The organism is Pilibacter termitis (genome assembly GCF_900167335.1).
Lineage (GTDB): Bacteria > Bacillota > Bacilli > Lactobacillales > Streptococcaceae > Pilibacter > Pilibacter termitis.
Map to the genome: position 1 here is coordinate 1 of NZ_FUXI01000043.1, position 17,262 is coordinate 17,262.

At 37.2% G+C, this 17,262-nt stretch carries 19 protein-coding genes and 1 pseudogene; 4 read left to right on the forward strand and 16 right to left on the reverse strand.

Translation table 11 applies throughout. The annotated features are described in order from the left end of the window. Window positions 1-417: universal stress protein (locus B5D30_RS12365; RefSeq protein WP_144399609.1), on the forward strand; the 417-nt coding region annotated here is incomplete at its 5' end. Between the two features lie 63 nt (window positions 418-480). Here B5D30_RS12365 and B5D30_RS12370 read toward each other — a convergent pair. From B5D30_RS12370 to B5D30_RS12405, 8 genes are all read right to left on the reverse strand, one after another. Continuing rightward, window positions 481-2,493 (reverse strand): glycoside hydrolase family 65 protein, encoded by a 2,013-nt coding sequence (locus B5D30_RS12370; RefSeq protein WP_078808383.1) that lies wholly within the window; start codon window positions 2,491-2,493, stop codon window positions 481-483. Further along, window positions 2,490-3,326, reverse strand: coding sequence for a carbohydrate ABC transporter permease (locus B5D30_RS12375; protein ID WP_078808384.1), 837 nt, complete (start codon window positions 3,324-3,326; stop codon window positions 2,490-2,492). The genes B5D30_RS12370 and B5D30_RS12375 overlap by 4 nt, the downstream gene beginning before the upstream one ends. Before the next feature lie 18 nt (window positions 3,327-3,344). Next, window positions 3,345-4,247, reverse strand: coding sequence for a carbohydrate ABC transporter permease (locus tag B5D30_RS12380; RefSeq protein ID WP_078808385.1), 903 nt, complete (start codon window positions 4,245-4,247; stop codon window positions 3,345-3,347). Window positions 4,248-4,420: 173 nt separating this feature from the next. After that, a complete protein-coding gene (locus B5D30_RS12385; protein WP_078808386.1) occupies window positions 4,421-5,692 on the reverse strand; it encodes a sugar ABC transporter substrate-binding protein in 1,272 nt (423 codons plus the stop codon). Next, window positions 5,689-8,022 carry a glycoside hydrolase family 65 protein gene (locus tag B5D30_RS12390; RefSeq protein WP_078808395.1) on the reverse strand — a complete coding sequence of 778 codons (2,334 nt, stop codon included), beginning with the start codon at window positions 8,020-8,022 and terminating at the stop codon, window positions 5,689-5,691. The genes B5D30_RS12385 and B5D30_RS12390 overlap by 4 nt, the downstream gene beginning before the upstream one ends. Next, a complete protein-coding gene (pgmB, locus tag B5D30_RS12395) occupies window positions 8,019-8,687 on the reverse strand; it encodes a beta-phosphoglucomutase (protein ID WP_078808387.1) in 669 nt (222 codons plus the stop codon). The genes B5D30_RS12390 and pgmB overlap by 4 nt, the downstream gene beginning before the upstream one ends. A gap of 74 nt (window positions 8,688-8,761) precedes the next feature. Further along, entirely contained in the window at window positions 8,762-9,151 is a 390-nt protein-coding gene (locus tag B5D30_RS12400; RefSeq protein WP_078808388.1) for an RDD family protein, read from the reverse strand. A 271-nt stretch (window positions 9,152-9,422) separates the two neighbouring features. Next, entirely contained in the window at window positions 9,423-10,406 is a 984-nt protein-coding gene (locus B5D30_RS12405) for a LacI family DNA-binding transcriptional regulator (protein WP_078808389.1), read from the reverse strand. A 274-nt stretch (window positions 10,407-10,680) separates the two neighbouring features. On the opposite strand from B5D30_RS12405, the gene B5D30_RS12410 reads away from it, so the two are divergent. Together B5D30_RS12410 and B5D30_RS12415 are read left to right on the forward strand one after the other, a co-directional pair. Beyond that, window positions 10,681-11,373, forward strand: a complete 693-nt coding sequence (locus B5D30_RS12410) for a response regulator transcription factor (protein ID WP_078808390.1) — start codon at window positions 10,681-10,683, stop codon at window positions 11,371-11,373. A gap of 49 nt (window positions 11,374-11,422) precedes the next feature. Then, a complete protein-coding gene (locus tag B5D30_RS12415; protein WP_078808396.1) occupies window positions 11,423-12,535 on the forward strand; it encodes a sensor histidine kinase in 1,113 nt (370 codons plus the stop codon). Between the two features lie 47 nt (window positions 12,536-12,582). On the opposite strand, the gene B5D30_RS12420 is transcribed toward B5D30_RS12415, so the two are convergent. From B5D30_RS12420 to B5D30_RS14170, 7 genes and pseudogenes are all read right to left on the reverse strand, one after another. Further along, window positions 12,583-12,783, reverse strand: a complete 201-nt coding sequence (locus B5D30_RS12420) for a hypothetical protein (protein ID WP_078808391.1) — start codon at window positions 12,781-12,783, stop codon at window positions 12,583-12,585. 3 nt (window positions 12,784-12,786) lie between these two features. Next, on the reverse strand, window positions 12,787-13,353 hold the full coding sequence (locus B5D30_RS12425; RefSeq protein ID WP_078808392.1) for a hypothetical protein: 567 nt from the start codon (window positions 13,351-13,353) through the stop codon (window positions 12,787-12,789). A 154-nt stretch (window positions 13,354-13,507) separates the two neighbouring features. Next, window positions 13,508-13,639, reverse strand: coding sequence for a hypothetical protein (locus tag B5D30_RS14400; protein WP_268802128.1), 132 nt, complete (start codon window positions 13,637-13,639; stop codon window positions 13,508-13,510). Window positions 13,640-13,667: 28 nt separating this feature from the next. Next, window positions 13,668-14,387 carry a hypothetical protein gene (locus B5D30_RS12430; protein ID WP_078808393.1) on the reverse strand — a complete coding sequence of 240 codons (720 nt, stop codon included), beginning with the start codon at window positions 14,385-14,387 and terminating at the stop codon, window positions 13,668-13,670. Window position 14,388: 1 nt separating this feature from the next. Then, window positions 14,389-14,853, reverse strand: coding sequence for an ATP-binding cassette domain-containing protein (locus B5D30_RS14165; protein ID WP_234984676.1), 465 nt, complete (start codon window positions 14,851-14,853; stop codon window positions 14,389-14,391). A gap of 18 nt (window positions 14,854-14,871) precedes the next feature. Continuing rightward, window positions 14,872-15,000, reverse strand: a pseudogene (locus B5D30_RS14430) (ABC transporter ATP-binding protein); the annotation flags it as partial. Continuing rightward, entirely contained in the window at window positions 14,975-15,271 is a 297-nt protein-coding gene (locus B5D30_RS14170) for an ATP-binding cassette domain-containing protein (RefSeq protein ID WP_268802129.1), read from the reverse strand. The gene B5D30_RS14170 and the pseudogene B5D30_RS14430, both read right to left, overlap by 26 nt. Window positions 15,272-15,485: 214 nt before the next feature. On the opposite strand from B5D30_RS14170, the gene B5D30_RS12440 reads away from it, so the two are divergent. Then, entirely contained in the window at window positions 15,486-16,793 is a 1,308-nt protein-coding gene (locus tag B5D30_RS12440; RefSeq protein ID WP_200806742.1) for a serine hydrolase, read from the forward strand. A 263-nt stretch (window positions 16,794-17,056) separates the two neighbouring features. On the opposite strand, the gene B5D30_RS13895 is transcribed toward B5D30_RS12440, so the two are convergent. After that, window positions 17,057-17,224 carry a hypothetical protein gene (locus B5D30_RS13895; protein ID WP_159443334.1) on the reverse strand — a complete coding sequence of 56 codons (168 nt, stop codon included), beginning with the start codon at window positions 17,222-17,224 and terminating at the stop codon, window positions 17,057-17,059. Between the last annotated feature and the right edge of the window lie 38 nt (window positions 17,225-17,262).

Sequence of the window (17,262 nt, forward strand, 5' to 3'; positions counted from 1 at the left end):
GAGGTGGCGTTTCAAAAAGCGGTCAATGTGGCATTGCGAAACGAAGGAAAATTAGTTTTGGCACACGTCATTGACACACGAGCGTTTCAGACGGTCGCAAGTTTTGACGGCACGTTAGCTGAACAGGCACAAGAATTGGCACAACAAACATTGAATGATTACAAAAATCAAGCACTTGAAATGGGTGTATCGGAAGTCGTGACTGTCGTGGAATACGGAAGTCCTAAGAGCGTTTTGGCTCGCCAAATTCCAGTAGAGCAACAAGTGGACTTGATTATGCTCGGAGCCACTGGATTGAATGCAATTGAGCGTTTATTGGTAGGAAGTGTATCAGAATACGTCATTCGCCATGCACCTTGTGATGTGTTAATCGTGCGGACAGAGTTGGATAATGTGACGGGGATTGGGAAGAAATAAGTTGTTTGGAAAAAGCCTTATGAAGTTTATTGAATTTCATAAGGCTTTTTCCAAACAATCGCTTCAGCTACTCCCAAAGTCCCCATTTGTCTTTTCGTCTTGCGTAAGCACTACTTCCTGAACATTTCCTTTATGAAGATAGCGAAATTTTAGCGAAGTAAACTCTTTTGGTAGATGATTGTGAAATACGATCTCTTCACCTTCCACACGCAAACCTGCAAACCCATAAATTAACCCTAGCCAACAACCACCCATATTTGCCGCATGGATCCCATGATTCGCATTTTCGTGCGTATCTTCCAAGTCCATGATCGCTGATTCTTTAAAGAAATCATATGCTTTCTTTTCATATCCAATGCGACTAGCTACAACACCATAAATTGCTTTTGACAACGAGCTATCATGCGTCGTGAGAGGTTCATAATAATCAAAATCACGTTTTTCCTGTTCTACTCCTCTAGGAAACAGCATGTGGGCAAGCAAAACATCTGCTTGTTTCAACACTTGATACTTATAAATTTTCATTGGGTGGTAATGAAGAAGTAATGGGTATTTCTCTTTTGGCGTCTGCTCGAAATGCCATTTTTCCTTTTCTAAAAAGCTATCATCTTGCTTTGTCAACTTCTTCTCCTCATCATATCCAACAAACATAGCATCTGCTGCTTTTTTCCAATCGACAGCTTCTTCTACATATTCTTGGTATTGATTTGCAAGTTTTACTGCGTAGTATAAATTATTTTTCGCCATTTGATTCGTGTAATAATTATTGTTTACCAATGCAGTATATTCATCTGGTCCTGTTACCTCATGCAATTCAAATCCACGCTTACTGTAAAAACCATAGTCCAACCAAAATCTCGCCGTTTCATACAACACATCTTTGGCTGAGGAAAGAAACTTTGTATCTCCAGTTACTTTTTCGTACAACTCAAATGCATAAGCAATATCAGCATTGATATGTAATTGTGCTGTACCTGCAGGGTAATATGCCGATGTTTCTTCGCCATTGATTGTTCGCCATGTAAATAGCGCTCCTTTATACCCCAACTCACTGGCTCTCTCTTTCGCTTTCGGAAGAATGTTTCTTCTATATTGAAGTAAACTTTTCGCTATTTCTGGTTGTGTAAAAATAAAGAATGGTAGCAAGTACATCTCTGTATCCCAAAAATAATGCCCCTCATATCCTTCACCAGTCAATCCTTTTGCGCTGAAATTCGTCTTGCCATCACGACCTGCAGATGAGAAGAGGTGAAACAAATTAAAACGTATCCCTTTTTGCAGTTGGACATTTCCTTCCAGCTCAATATCTGAAATCGACCAAAAATCTTGAAATATCGTTTGTTGCGCCTCTTTCATTACTTCGTAATCTATTTTTATAGAAGAAAGTGGTGTCTTAGACATTTCATAACACTGTACAAAGGATATTTCTTCCCCAATCTCTACTAGCTTTTCACTTTGATAATCATCAAAACGATAATACAAAATTTGTCCGCTATTTTTTGTCTGTACTTTTTCTTCATCTATTTGCAATGCTGCACTGGATTCTTTTTTTCTGGGATCATCTTCTCGCACTTTATTAGGCTGAATGTGCACTGCTTGCTTGTTTACACCTATTGTGCCAGAAAAATTCAGTGGCATAATTCTCCATTTTTGCGCATAGACACTCCGATTTTTATGACTTGCAAAACTTTCAATTTCTATTTGCACTTCTTGATTCAAAGATGTTGTGTAAACATATTTTTCTTGCAAAACCCCTTTTCCCATATCCAAATTCATCTGACGAGAACTTAGAGTAAATTTATCACAGTCATTTATTTTCAACTCAATCGTGCGAAAGTCAAATAATTTCACCATGGTTTGATGTTGCTTGGCATAACCATAAGCATTCTCACCATAAGTGATGTCGCTTGTTTCATAAAAACCATTCACAAAACTCCCCGCATTGCACCCTTCTTCTGCAATTGGCAAACTTGCTCTTACACCTAAAAAGCCATTTGCCAAAGCGAATAACGTTTCAATATTTTGATTTCCGTTACTGCCTACATCATCTAAAGTCAATTGAAATTCCTTATTCATTTTTCTCCGTCCATTCTAACACCTTGTAAAAAGTATTTGTTGAAAATAATATATAAAATCACAATTGGAACAATGGAAATAATACTTGCTGGCATAATCTGATCCCAGCGTTGCCCTGCATTTTGTGATTTAAATGTCTGTAGTCCTAGTGTCAATGTATATTTTGACGGAGTTGTCATGTATAGCATTGGCTTTAAAAATTCATTCCAAAATCCCATAAAGACAAATACTGCTTGGGTCGAAATACTCGGTTTTGCCATTGGCATAACGATTCTAAAGAATACGCCTGTTTTTGATAACCCGTCAATGACTGCTGCCTCCTCTACATCTTTTGGAAAACTCAAGAAAAACTGGCGCATCATGAAAATATTTCCTAGATTGATCGCAGCTGGTAAAATTAAAGCTGAAAAACTATCTTTCATTCCTAGATTGGAAATAATCAAGTAGTTGGGAATTAATAGCACTTGGCTTGGCACCATCATCATGGCAAGCATTCCCCAATAAATCCTGTTTCGCCCTGGGAAATTTAACCTAGCCAAAGCGTATCCTGCCATAGTATTTAAAAACAAATTGATTGCAGTCCCAATAATCGAAACAATCAATGAGTTAAAAAACCATTTGCCAAAATTTTCACTTCGACCTAAAATGTATTCATAATTTGCCAGCGTAAACTCCCCACCAAATAAATTCATTCCGCCAGAAACAATTTCTCTTAATGGTTTAAAACTTGCAACCAATGCCCAAATAAACGGATAAAAAGTCGCAAATGCATAAGCTATCAAAATACTGTAAAGCAGTATTTTCATTATTTTTTCTTTTTTGGTTCTCTTCATTTTTTCTCTCCTTTCACACTATCTCTTTTCATTGCTGTTCAATTTTTCAGCAATTCGACTGACAATAAAGATGAGTATTGCCAATAACAACGCCAATGCTGCTGCAAACCCCATGGTCGGCATTTGTCCAAAAGCATTTTGATAAATCAATAACGATAATGTGAGGGTCGAATTATTCGGTCCTCCGCTACCATTGCTGAAAATATAAGCTTGGTCAAACATTTGAAATGTCCCAATAATCCCTGAGAGCAATACAAAGGTTGTAATAGGTCGTAGATAAGGAATGGTAATATAGCGAAATTTTTGAAAAGCACTAGCACCATCAATTTCTGCTGCCTCATACAAAGACTGTGGCAAATCGACAAGACTTGCAAGGTAAATCGTCATAAAATACGGAACAGTTGACCAAATATTCATCGCCATAATGACCTTTAGCGCATATTGAGGTTCTTGCAAAAAATTAATCGGAGAGTGGTACAACCCTATACTCATGAAAAATTGATTGAACGGACCGTTGATATTGAATAAAAACATAAAAATAATGGTCAATGCTGAAGAACTTGTCAATGTGGGAAGAAAATAAATCATACGAAATAGTTTTTTCCCTTTCACATCTCGACTTGCCAAGACATACGCCATAACCAAAGAAATAATCGTTTGAATAGGCACAACAAATGCCGCAAAGACAGCTGTGTTTTTTAAAGCTATAACCGTTCTTGGATCAGAAAAAATATTGATATAGTTTTGAAAATTATTCCACGTGTATTCTCCTGTAAATAAGTCTACTTTATTAAATGAAAGATAAACCGAAAACAATACAGAAAGAATCGTAAAAACAAGTAAAATGAGTATTGCTGGCGCAATAAAGACATATCCTTGTAACATTTCACTTATCTCACGTTTTGATTTTTTTGTGTTCATACCTATACTCCTTGTCGTCTAGTTTCATCCTCCATTGTAATATAAGAGAAAAATTATTCATTAAGATATGAAGTGAAACGTTCAACTTAATAAGAAAAGGATTGTCTATATTCATGTCCAAAACATAGAACAATCCTTTGACTATTTTTAGGGTTCTTTAAAATGAATCCCTTTTATTTAGATTTTGCAATATCATCTTCGGCTTGTTTATCTGCTTTTTTCATTGCTTCTTCTAATGAAATTTTACCACTTGCTGCCTCAGGCCAATAGTTCATATATGCTGTATTGATTGTCGTCAAACTCGTTCCTTTTTGCCATACAGTAGAGTAGTCAACTGCAGATAAATGTACTTTTAAGTCTTCATTTTTAGAAAGTTCAGCGGTTTCTGCGACATCTTCACGAGCTGGAAGTGTGCCTGTCCCATTTACCCAAAGTGTCATGCCATCTACTCCAGTAACATACTTAATCCACTCATCAGCTAAAGCACTTTGTTTGGTTCCAGCATATTTCCCCCACCCAACAGAATACATCATACCACCTTCTGTTGACTTGTAGGTTTCCATTGGAGATACTGTGAATTTCACATCTGAGAACTCTGTTTTAAGCGTTTGATACACCCAGTTTCCTTCGTCCATCATTGCAATTTTTTTCGTCCCAAATGCCTCACCATTCCAACCTGCACCAATTTCTTGTGGTGTGACAACTGCTTTTGTATCTACTAACTCTTTCAAAATAGAAAGATTGCTTACGACTTTTTTGTCTGCAAGGTTGGGTTGACCGTCTTCTTTGATTGGTTCTGCACCATCACGAGCCGCCAAATGATAAGAACGTGATAATTCTGCAGTGTAACTCATCGCATAGACTTTGCCTTTTCCATATTTTGCGTCCAATTTTTCTTGAAATGCTGGCAACCATTTGACCAATTCTTCATAAGATGTTGGAACACTTGCTGGGTCTACACCTACATCTTCAAACATTTCGGTATTTTTATATAAAGCCAGTGTAGAGAAATCCTTCGGCACTGCATACATTTCCCCCTTAGTAGAGAATGCTTTTACCAAATTTTCATAGTATTTATCTGAATCAAACGCTTTTTTATCCAATTTCGCTAACGCACCTTTTTCGGCTAAGAAAGGATAATAAGAACTATCGACATAAAACACATCTGGCGCTGTTTTACCAATTAAATCCGTTTGTATTTGTGTATTATAGTCTGTATAAGTTTTTAGGCTAACTTTTGCTCCAGTCTTACTTTCAAAGTTTTTGACCAATTCTTTCAAAGACTTCTCCTCAGACTCATTTCCGCCCCAGACACCAACCTTTAATGTCTTTCCTTTAAAATCCGTCTCACTTCCACCATTGTCTGCTTTTTTTCCACAAGCTGTCGTAGCAACTAAAGTTGCAAGCGCTAAAGCTGTTACAGCCCATTTTGTCCATTTTTTCATTGTTTTGTTTCCTCCTTGAGTAAAATTGTTATTGTATTTTTTACAGTTATTTCCTGATTTTTATACCAGAAAGTAATATTGTTGCCATTCTCTTTTTTTGTAACCACCATTTCTTCTTTTGAGATTTCTACATGGATAGACTCTCCTAAGTAATCAAAACCAAACGTTAATTTATCCCACGTACTTGGCAGATGTGGCTCAATTCTAAGTCTACCATTTACCATGCGAACTCCACCATAGCCGAATACAACCATTTGCCATATACCACCAAGGCTTGCTGCGTGAATACCGTCATCTGATGACTTCATATACTCACCCATGTCAATATTGATTGCTTTTTTGAAAAATTCATAGCTTTCTTCTATTTTCCCTAAATCAGCTGAGAGAATCGCGTGCGTCGACAAACTCAATGAACTGTCATGCGTTGTTTTAGGCTCGTAGTATTCAAAATTCTTGAGTTTCAACTCTTTTTCAAACAGTCCCTCAAACAAGAGCAAAAGCAAAAGGACATCTGCCTGTTTGGTGATTTGCATCTCATTTACTTGCTCCAAATTGTAATCATGGAACAAGCTATCCACTCCGTCTGCTGCCTTGTATTTTGTTAAATCTAAAATCTTCTTCTCAAGATAGGTATCATCTTGTGGAATAATCCCCTCTTTTGTTGGAGTGGGCAAAAATATTTTCGGCAATTTTTTCTCTAACTCAGGAATAATCGTGGATAAATCGAGTTTTTCATCGAGTTTTTTGTACAATTCCACATGGGATTTTGCCAATTTTTTTGCTAATTGGATCGCAAAGTTCACATTCCAGTGTGCAGTGTAATTGGTATAAGCATTATTATGAATATGTTCTTTGTATTCATCTGGCCCTATGACGTCTTTTATCTCATAATAATCTTTCTCTTTATTATACTCTAAACGACTTGCCCAGAATTTCGCTGTATCTAAAAGAATTTCATACCCTTTTTCTTCTTTGAATGCACGGTCTCCTGTTACATCAAGATATTGTTTGACACCAAACGCAACATCACTGGTTATATGCTGTTCAATAAATCCTGACCAAATTTTTGTCGCTTGCCCTGTAATAATGTCAGCAGCTCCCCAGACAGGTGTCACTTCCCCATCTGTCGGCCATGCTGCCTCCCACGGATATTGCGCTCCTATATAACCATTTTCCTGTGCTTTTTTATGTGCTCCATCCAAGCCTAAATATCGATAAGTAAGCAAACTTTTCGCTATCTCTGGATGTGTAAAAGTAAAATAAGGGAGCATAAAAATCTCTGTATCCCAAAACGTATGTCCTTTATACCCCTCACCAGAAAGCCCTTTTGCCCCTATATTCATTCTTTCGTCATGCGCTGGTGTCATAACGTGTAAATGATATTTAGCAAAGCGAATTGCAAGCTGATCTTTTCTATCTTCTGAGTGGATTTCTATCGGATGTTTTTGCCAAATTTCTTGCCACTTTTCTTCGCTTTCTTTTAGCAAGCTAGAAAAACTTTTTTCTTCTACTGCTTTCATTTCTGATACAGCAAGCTCTCTTAACCCTTTTACAGAAGAGTCTTTTACCTCTTTGTCTATGGACGTGTAAATACTCCCTCTTTTTTCTAAAATAGCCTGAGTGTTGGGGGCAATTTCAAAAAAGTAATTCATCAAAATCTGACGTCTTCCCATTTCAATCCGTTCGGATAAATGTTCTGCCTTTAATTGATGTGTAGCAGTCAATACAAAATCAATTTTTGATTGGCTCGTTTGAGGCATCATTTGCATATATTTTCCATCAACCAAACCTTTTTCGCCCTCTGTAAAATGCTGACTGCCAGAGTTTGTCATCTGTCCGTCAATCCCACTTCTGATTTGTACATTGACTTTTTCTTTTGAAAGATTTTTTATTTCTACTTTACTGGAAAAATAATGCTTTCGTGCCATTGAAACAAATCGAGAAAAAAGTAATTCAAGTTTGATGTCTTTGTATGACCAAATAAACTTTCTAGTCAATTCACCATTTTTTAAATTCAAAGTTTTAGAATAGCTTTCCACTTCTCCTTTTTCAAGCGAGAGGTGTTCTCCATTAATCAGCATCTCCATTTTCCAAAAATCAGGGACATTTGGGAGTTCTGTCACTTCATTTTCATCAAATTGATTGAAAGTGCCTGCTACAAAAGTATCTCTTTTTTCCGTTGTATAGGATTCTTCTTCACTACTACGGCTACCCATATAGCCATTTCCTAAAGCCATAATCGCCTCTGTTTTTCCTAAATATCGACTGTCAAACCCTAGTTGCTCGATTAACCAATCATCTTTAAAATCGTAGTTCATCTTTGCTGTCATCTTTTTTCCGCCCATGCTCTTTCTAAAAATTCTATTGTTAAATCACTTGTCGAAGAAACAAGCGAAATATCCTCGCCTAAATCCTCTTTTCTTCCTACTCCAATGGGAAGGGCACCTGCACTTTTGATTGCCTCAATTCCTGCTATTGCATCTTCCACTCCGATACTTTCTACAATTTCTACCCCCACCATTTCTGCTGCCAATAGGAAAATATCTGGTGCAGGTTTGCTCGATTTCACTTCGTTTGGATTGGCGATTGCATCAAAATATTCTCGAAGTTGCATTTTTTCTAGTAAGAATGGTGCATTTTTAGAGGCTGATGCCAAAGCAATTTTTATCCCTTTCTTTTTTAATTGCGTGAGGAGAAATTCGATGCCTGGATAAACATCTTCTTTTGTTACGTTTTCTATCATTTGTACATAACCATCATTTTTCCGTTTCATCAAGGAAGAAAATTCTTCATCAGAGTAAAATTCACGTTTTCCCTCCAAGTCTAAAATTCTTTTCAGACTTTCTTCTCGTGAAACCCCTTTTAATTGTTCATTGAATTTACGTGTAACTCCCTGAATCCCAATTTCTTCAGCCAACTGTTTCCATGCTTGGTAGTGATACTCTGCTGTATCGCAAATTACACCGTCTAAATCGAATAATACTGCTTGGAACATACGTTCTCCTTTCAAAAATTTACTTTTCCGTCAAACTAAAACGTTTTAGTTAAGCCTACAAAAAATCAATTTAGCTAAGATGTTTTTAAGAAAACCACATCACTTTTCCCAATCCAATCATGTAAAAACTTTCCTTTAAAAATAAAGTTTCCTATGCTTATCATTAAAAATACGCACCCTACCATGAAAGGCAAAAAGTACAATAGTTTCGCTCCCTCTCTTATACTTACTGCCATAATACTATGGTTTACTTCTACCACTTCTAATTTTGCAAAGTGTTTCCCCATTGTCTGTCCTGAAAAATGAGTGACGGCAACAATGTTATAGAGAATAAAAAGCATAGCTGAGACTAAATTCGCAAGATCTGGCATAAAGATATTTGCAAGAAGTAAGCTCGGAACGTATACGATAATCAAATCTATTACAGTTGATAAACTTCTTTGGATAAACAGAATACGTTTCATGATGCGCTCCTTACTAAATCGTTTTAGCTTATGTTATTATAAACTAAAAAAAATTGTTTGTAAACACTTTTTTATTTTTTGTTTGCTTTTCATTCCCTATGAGTAAGTATGTGTGTGGAAAATGGTGATTTATAGGCTTGTTTACTTGTTTTGCTAATTTACTACATACATATCAAATTTCTTCTGATTCCTAAAAAAATTCTCTCTCCTACTTTATTTTGTTAACGTACTATAATAATCATTGGTATACAAAACACACCCAAAAAAACAACTACTCTTTTTCAGGCGTGCTTTCTCTGATAATCAATTCATACGGTACAAAACGATTTTTCACCACTTTTTTTTCAATTAGCCGAATCAAATCTTTTGTTGCATCTGTTGCGATTTTAGGGATATTTTGCCGAATGGTTGTCAACGAAGGCGTTATATAACTTGCAAGTGTAATGTCATCAAACCCTACTACAGCTATTTTTTTCTCTAGTTTTTTTGTTCGTAGCGCTTTTATCACACCAATTGCCATCATGTCACTTGCTGCAAATATCGCATCAAATTGGAGGTCTTCAAGCAACTCCAACGTCTTTTTATAAGCAATTTCCTCATCATAATCTGCATAAATAATATGAGGAGTTTCAACTGCACACCTATATCCTTTCTCACGTGCAATAGAAACTGCAGCACCTTTTCGCCCATTGATGAAGAGAATTTTTTTATACCCAATATCCTGTAAATATTGAGTTACTTCCATTGCCGCCTTTTCATTGTCTGTACTTACTTTTCCAACTTTTTCATTTTCAATGTCTAATTCAAGGGCAACTGTTGGTAAATCAAATGTTTTCAACTCTAAATAATAAGGATCCCCTACTCGCAAGCCTTGTATGAGAATCCCTGTAATATCATGCTCATTACAAAATTGAAAAAGCGTTTTTTCTTTTTGTTTTTTCGTATTGGTTGCATATAATACAAATTCATATTCTGTCCTATCAAGATAATCAATTACAGCACTTAAAATCTCAAGTGGCATTGCCACCCCACGAGTGACATTGATTTCATTCAAAATTAGCGCAATGGTCTTTTTATTTTTTGCAGACAAATGTCTTGCTGCGCTATTTGGCACATATTTCAACTGTTTGGCAACTTGCAATACCTTTTCCTTTGTTTCTGTGCTAATGTCCTCATAATCATTGAATACACGAGATACCGCACTTACTGAAACTCCCGCTGCCTTTGCTACATCTTTAATGGTTATTTTTTTCATATATTTAACTTCCTTTTTTTAACACCATTGCTCGTATACTTTGCATTATATCAGATTTATCCCTCCACGCCAAACCTTTCTAGGCGTAAATATTCATCGACATTTTAGAGGTATCCTTTATTGAATAAAGTAGATGCCAACGAAAAGAACAACCAATCTCTTAAACTTTATATAACTTTCCACAAGAAAAGACGAATAAATTTTCAGTTCTAGCTCTTTTCTGATAAAATATACTTATATTATACTGATTCAATAACTTTTGGAGGGTTTTTCTATGAAAATATTAGTTGCAGATGATGAATTGGAGATTGTGAATCTTCTTTCTATCTATTTGAAAAATGAAGGGTATGAGCCTGTCAAAGCGTTTGACGGCGAGGAGGCTTTGAAAATTGCGTTGAGCGATAAGGAAATCGGGCTTTTGATTTTGGATATTATGATGCCCAAAATGGACGGAATGAAAGTTGTCAAGGAACTTAGAAAATCTTCACAAGTGCCTGTTATTTTCTTGACCGCTAAAACGGAAGATATGGATAAAATCCGTGGTCTTGTCGTAGGAGCAGATGATTATGTAACCAAACCGTTCAACGCTCTGGAAATTATGGCACGTGTCAAATCCATTTTACGCAGAACAAAAGTGCAAGAATCTGTTCACGAGGCAAGCGAGCTAGAAATTGGTCCTCTCGTGATTAACAAAGAATCGCATACCGTTAAAACTATCGAAGGTGAACCCATTCAGTTAACCGCTCTCGAATTTGGTATTTTGTATTTGCTTGCTACACACGCTGGAAAAGTATTTAGTGCAGAAGAAATTTTTGAAAAGGTTTGGCAACAGGAAAATGTCGTTTCTGCCAAAACTGTTATGGTACACGTTTCTCATTTGCGTGATAAGATTTTAGAGGCGACAGACGGAGAGAAAGTTATTCAAACAGTCTGGGGTGTGGGGTACAAAATTGAAGCAGAAGCGTAGATTTGCCAACTCCTCACCAGAAAGCAATCGCAGGATTCAGCTGACAAGCATGGAAATTAGCGAACTTCTTGCGGAAGGCATTTTTACCGTCCTTATCATGCTCTTGGTAAACATCGCCATTCTCATGATTCTTTCAATGATTGTCAGCAACAACGATGATTTGGTCAATGTGATTTTCTCTTTTAAACGTTGGTTTGTCGCAAAATTCGACAGTAGCATTTTCTACTCTTGGCAAAAATTTTTGATTGCTCTTTTGATTATCATTGATGTCGTGGTGGTTTATTGGCGATTGCGACGTCGTTATCATCAAATGCAGCTGCGGCACATTATCGCTGAACTTCATTATATTTCAATGGGAAATTACGACCACCGTATTCCATTTGAACTAAACGGCGATTTGGGCAACGTCATTGATAGTATCAATTCACTTGTTGACTCAACCATGACGGCAATCGAAGATGAGCGTGAAGTGGAAAAAAGTAAAGATGAGATGATTTCCAATGTATCACACGACATTCGCACACCTCTGACTTCGATTATCGGCTACCTTGGCTTAATCGAAGAAAAAAATTACTCCAATGATGAAGAGCTTGAGAATTTCGCACATACTGCTTACACGAAAGCAAAGCAAATGCAGACACTTTTAGAGGACTTGTTTGAATATACAAAAGTACGACAACCTAGTGCAAATTTGCACATTACAAGGTTTGATTTGATGAACTTACTCGCTCAAGTGGCAATTGACTTTGAGCTTGAGGCGGAAAAACATCAGGTGGAAATTCAAGTGGCAGGCAATCAAGAGCATATTCCTATCGAGGCTGATGCTGAAAAATTGGTGCGTGTATTTGAAAATCTCTTGAGTAATGCGTTCAAGTATGGACGCAAGGCAAGCATTATCCAGCTTTTATTAGAAAAAGGCGAGGGCGAAGTCAACGTAATCGTGCGAAATAATGGCGAAAAAATTCCTGAAGATAAACTTCATCTCCTCTTTGACCGTTTTTACCGTGTAGATACTGCACGTACTACCGAAATTGGTGGCAGCGGGCTTGGACTTGCCATTACGCAAAACATTATCGAACTTCACAACGGAAAAATCCACGCTGAAAGCGATGAAAATTGGACGAGTTTTATTTTCACCTTACCTTTACCAAAAGAAAAATAAGCGGTCGAATGTATTCTTTCGACTGCTTTTTTAAATTTTCCCTTATATCATTCAATAACAACTTCTGTCGGATACGTGTCTGGCACACCAATTCTTCTCTTGACGTGAGGAAGTAACATTAAAACCATGTTGTTTGCTCCTTTGGCGGAAATAGTTACAACAACCCCCTTATCTGTCGTATTTTCCACCACTAGCAGACGACGTTTTTCTTCTGTTTTCGGGATAAACGAGTACGTTATTCCTTCCATTTTCTACTCCTTATCTATGGTAATATTTCCATTTGAAACATTTACCGAAAGTTTGTCGTCTGTTTCTTTTGTCGTTTCTGGTACTTTTTCTATTTTCCCGTCTTGTGTAATTTTTGTTTCAAAAATACCATTGAAATCTTTCGGTACTTGAACAATTGCATTACCTAAATCCACATCTAGTGCGATTTCTTTTGCTTTTACATCTTTTCCAAGAGAAATTGTTACCTTTAACGGATTTTCTTGGTCAGACAATGTCAATGCTTTAAAACCATCATCACTAAGCGGAATACTTATCTCATCTTTTTTTAGCGATACGTCTTTCAGTTTTTTCTTTGTGTCTTTCGTCACTTTTCCGCCGAGCTGAATCATTGTTTTGTCCTTTTGACTTTGTTCAACTTTCATCTCTACATTTTGCCCTCTAGCAGATACAAAGATTTTCTTAATTTCTTTGCTTGATAACGTCCAATTTTCTGAAACACTCTCTGTCGCCTTGCTACCACCAAGAGACGAAAATGCTACCGCTGCTAACGCAAGCACAATGACAAGTACAATTAATAATTTTTTCTTCATTTTTAAGTTCTCCTTTTCTAGTTCTGAGGGGCTCTCTGCCACAGACTTCAAATCGCCCCGATCGCTTTTCTTTGTCTAGCTGTGAGGGGCAGGAGTTGGGTCGCTGTTCGCAATGCCACCTGAAGCTCTGCTTCAGGCAGGTAAATGGCATGGCTCACTGCGACAAACTCCTTAACGCCCCTCTCGCTTTTCTGTGTCTAGCTGTGAGGGGCTGAAGTCTGGCGGCTGTTCGCAGTGCCGCTTGAAACTTCGTTTCAAGCAAGTAAACGGCACGGCTCTCTGCCACAGACTTCAGAACGCCCCGCTCGCTTTTCTTATTTAAATTCTTTTGTGTTGAATAGTGAGTAGGCTATGATAAAGCCTATAATTCCGTATATGATGCCGCTTGTTATGATTATGCGTAGTGTTTCTTCAGGTATTTCTTTTAGATTCACCACAATTTGTAAGTTTTTGAAGAAAAGGGTGTCGATCAATTTTTCCCAATTTGAGAGATAGCTTGAGATAAGCGTAGAAATAAAATTGTCCCCTATCATTGCAAGTGAAACAAATACTGCAACTGCGACATATGTTGTCGGTATCAAAATAAAGATAAGCACACCAAACGAGGTAATTGCAAAATAAATCGGAAGTTGCACAGCAAAGATTTTCAATACATCTATTACTTGAAATGAACCAACCTTAAAATAAATCGCAATACTCGCTGAAGTCATGAAAACAAGTGCGAAAACAACCGTTAGCATGAGTGCTAATAAATATTTCACGGTAAAAATACTTGCCCGCTTTTTCCCTGTTACCAAGACATTGTTAATCGTTCGATAGGTGAACTCATTTCCCCAGACAATCATGAAAATGTTCGTCAGAAAAATCGGGAGGAGCGTATTCCCAAACTGTAAAACACCTTTTAGTGCCTCAAATGCGTTTTTCTCCTTGCTTATCAGAGTGAAAAAGACACCGATAAGTGCGAGGAAAATAAGTGAGATAACCCCTAATTTTCCTTTGTAAATGCGATAAATATCTGCTTTCAATGTTGACATTTTACTTCCCTCCTATCAAATCTAGGAAATATTCTTCCAACTGCTCTTCTTTGTAGCTCATTTCCTTTATATAAATTCCTTTGTCAAACAATGATTTGCCAATTTTTTCCATATCTTCTCTCATTCCTTGTATAATATGAAGTTGCTGATTCTCTTTTTGAATGGCAAACCCTTGCTCTTTTAGAACTTTGTGAGTTTTTTCGTCATCTGAAGTTAAAAGTTTAATTTCACTATTACACTCAAGCTCTAATTCTTCTTTCGTAATTTCTTTCACAATTTTCCCTTGATGAATAATGCCGTATCTTGTGGCGAGCATAGATAGTTCTGACAATAAATGGCTTGAAATCAAAATTGTCGTTCCATGTGCTTGATTTAGTTCTTGAATAATTTTACGAATTTCAACGATTCCCTCTGGGTCCAGTCCGTTGACAGGCTCGTCTAGGATAAGGAAATCTGGTTTATTCAAAATCGCTACTCCAAGACCTAAGCGTTGTCGCATACCAAGAGAAAAATCCTTGAATACTTTTTTTCCAGTATGAGCTAATCCGATAAATTCTAAAACTTCATTTACTCGTTGTTTTGGATGGTTAATTTTTTTGCTGAATAGCGTAATACATCAAGTTATCTTTTGCTGAAAGATAAGGATAGCAAGCAGGCGATTCAATTACTGCTCCTATTTTCATTCCTGTTTTTTGATAGGAAACTTCACCACTTGTTGCATCAATCAATCCTGCAAGTAAACGAATAAGTGTTGTTTTCCCTGCACCATTTTTTCCGATAAAGCCGTAAATATCTCCTTTTTGGATATTAATTGAAACTTCATCTAGTGCTTTGAAATTTTTATATTGTTTAGTTAAGTTAGTTGTTTGTACGATTGTTTGCATTGTTTTCATCTACCTTTACATTATTCTCAAGCCAATAGTAAAATTATAATTTACTATATCAATTTTTTCAAGTAAACGTTTTATAATTTTATACTCATAGCTCTTTACCTTTTTGTTAAAACCTCGCAAAACAGATTGCAGAAATGTTTCTTTTTTGTTAAAATGGAACTACTTGTTCGTAATGAGAAAACTTGTTTGTATTAGGAGATAGGATATGAAATTCACTAAATTAAAAAAAATAATGATAACTTTTGTAGCTGCGGCTACTTTTTCTACTACTTTTGCTGTTCCGACAAAGAGTTTTGCTGATATGGAAATCTTTGAGGCGGCAGCGGAATCTGCGATTTCTGTTGATTACAAAACGGGGAAAATCCTCTATGGAAAAGATATAGATACTCCTCGTGGTATTGCAAGTATGACGAAAATTTTGACCGCTTATTTGACTTTGGAGCAGATAAAAAACGGAAAATTAACATGGGACGAACGTGTAACTATTAGCGATTATGCTTATTCACTTTCCACGGATATGCGATTAAGCGGTGTGCCAATGGAAAAAGGAGCGAGTTACACAATCAAAGAGCTGTACGACAGTGCTTTGATTGCCTCAGCTAATTCTAGTGCGGTAGCACTCGCTGAAAAAGTTGGCGGAAGCGAGCAGAAATTTGTCGATTTAATGCGTGAAAAAGTGAAATCTTGGGGCATTAAAGACGCATTTCTTGTTAACGCCTCAGGCTTGAACAATGAATATTTGCCAGAAAATCAACGTTATCCTGCGACAAAAGAAGATGACGAAAATTTGATGAGTGCTAGAGATGTTGCGATTGTTGCTCGTCATTTGCTCGAAGATTTTCCAGAAGTGCTGGAGGTAACCAAGAAAACGACGGCACCTTTTGGCGAGGGAACTGCTAGTAGAGTAGATATGCAAACGTGGAACTGGATGCTAAAAGGCATGAGCAATGAATACGAAGGTGTTGACGGTTTAAAAACAGGAACTACTGAAAAAGCTGGGCAATGTTTCGTTGGAACTGCTGAAAAAAATGGTTGGCGATTGATTACGGTCGTGCTAGATGCGGATAACGCTGAGACAGATAGCGGAGCAAGGTTTACCGTTACAAAAGAAATGCTTGATTATAGCTTTGAAAATTGGAAACAAGAAGTCATTTTGAAAAAAGGGGCTACATTTCCCGCTGCAAAATCATTTCCTGTAAGAGACGGAAAAGAAAAGCAAGTGCCGCTTATTCTGAATGAAGATGTAACAAAGTGGATTGCAAAAGGAATGGATACGACAAACTACAAGCTGGTGTTCAAAGCTGAAAAGAAAAAAGCTCTCGTTGCTCCTGTAAAAAAAGACACAATCGCAGGCAAAGTGACCATTGATTTGACCGAGGACGAAAATGGCTATTTGGAAAAACACAACGAAGAAAGCTACCCAATGGCAACCAAAAATGGTGTGGAACGTGACAATTTCTTCATTGTCGCTGGAAAACATTTTTTGGAGTACATTTCCTCTTTGGCGAATTAAAGTGCTTTGGATAACTCTAAAAACAATTTCTTGATAAAAAATAAAAACGCATAGGTGGATGAGACCTGTGCGTTTTTTGTCTAGCTACGTGGGGCTGAAGTCTGGTGGCTGTTCGCAGTGCCGCTCGAAACTTGCGTTTTGATGCTAGTCTTTCAAGAATCTTTGATTCTTAGAAAGACTGTATGCGAAACAAAGTGTAGCAGCAAGTGAACGGCACGGCTCACTGCCACAGACTTCAAAACGCCCCGCTCGCTTTTCTCTGTCTAGCTACGTGGGGCAGGGTTTGGGTCGATGTTCGCAATGCCACTTGAAACTAAAGTTTCAAGCAAGTAAATGGCATGGCTCACTGCGACAAAACCCTGAACGCCACGCTTCGCTTTTCTTTGTCTAGCTACGTGGGGCTGAAACTTGGTCGCTGTTCGCAACAGCACTTGAAACTAAAGTTTCAAGCAAGTAAATGCTGTGGCTC

Excerpts from the sequence above, each read along its gene's own strand:
- B5D30_RS12375 (WP_078808384.1), bottom strand. The coding sequence starts at position 3,326 with ATGAAGAGAACCAAAAAAGAAAAAATAATGAAAATACTGCTTTACAGT.
- B5D30_RS12385 (WP_078808386.1), bottom strand. The coding sequence starts at position 5,692 with ATGAAAAAATGGACAAAATGGGCTGTAACAGCTTTAGCGCTTGCAACT.
- B5D30_RS12420 (WP_078808391.1), bottom strand. The coding sequence starts at position 12,783 with ATGGAAGGAATAACGTACTCGTTTATCCCGAAAACAGAAGAAAAACGT.
- B5D30_RS12425 (WP_078808392.1), bottom strand. The coding sequence starts at position 13,353 with ATGAAGAAAAAATTATTAATTGTACTTGTCATTGTGCTTGCGTTAGCA.
- B5D30_RS12440 (WP_200806742.1), top strand. The coding sequence starts at position 15,486 with ATGAAATTCACTAAATTAAAAAAAATAATGATAACTTTTGTAGCTGCG.
- B5D30_RS12400 (WP_078808388.1), bottom strand. The coding sequence starts at position 9,151 with ATGAAACGTATTCTGTTTATCCAAAGAAGTTTATCAACTGTAATAGAT.
- pgmB (WP_078808387.1), bottom strand. The coding sequence starts at position 8,687 with ATGTTCCAAGCAGTATTATTCGATTTAGACGGTGTAATTTGCGATACA.
- B5D30_RS14170 (WP_268802129.1), bottom strand. The coding sequence starts at position 15,271 with ATGCAAACAATCGTACAAACAACTAACTTAACTAAACAATATAAAAAT.
- B5D30_RS12370 (WP_078808383.1), bottom strand. The coding sequence starts at position 2,493 with ATGAATAAGGAATTTCAATTGACTTTAGATGATGTAGGCAGTAACGGA.
- B5D30_RS12430 (WP_078808393.1), bottom strand. The coding sequence starts at position 14,387 with ATGTCAACATTGAAAGCAGATATTTATCGCATTTACAAAGGAAAATTA.
- B5D30_RS12410 (WP_078808390.1), top strand. The coding sequence starts at position 10,681 with ATGAAAATATTAGTTGCAGATGATGAATTGGAGATTGTGAATCTTCTT.
- B5D30_RS12390 (WP_078808395.1), bottom strand. The coding sequence starts at position 8,022 with ATGACAGCAAAGATGAACTACGATTTTAAAGATGATTGGTTAATCGAG.
- B5D30_RS12405 (WP_078808389.1), bottom strand. The coding sequence starts at position 10,406 with ATGAAAAAAATAACCATTAAAGATGTAGCAAAGGCAGCGGGAGTTTCA.
- B5D30_RS12415 (WP_078808396.1), top strand. The coding sequence starts at position 11,423 with ATGGAAATTAGCGAACTTCTTGCGGAAGGCATTTTTACCGTCCTTATC.
- B5D30_RS12380 (WP_078808385.1), bottom strand. The coding sequence starts at position 4,247 with ATGAACACAAAAAAATCAAAACGTGAGATAAGTGAAATGTTACAAGGA.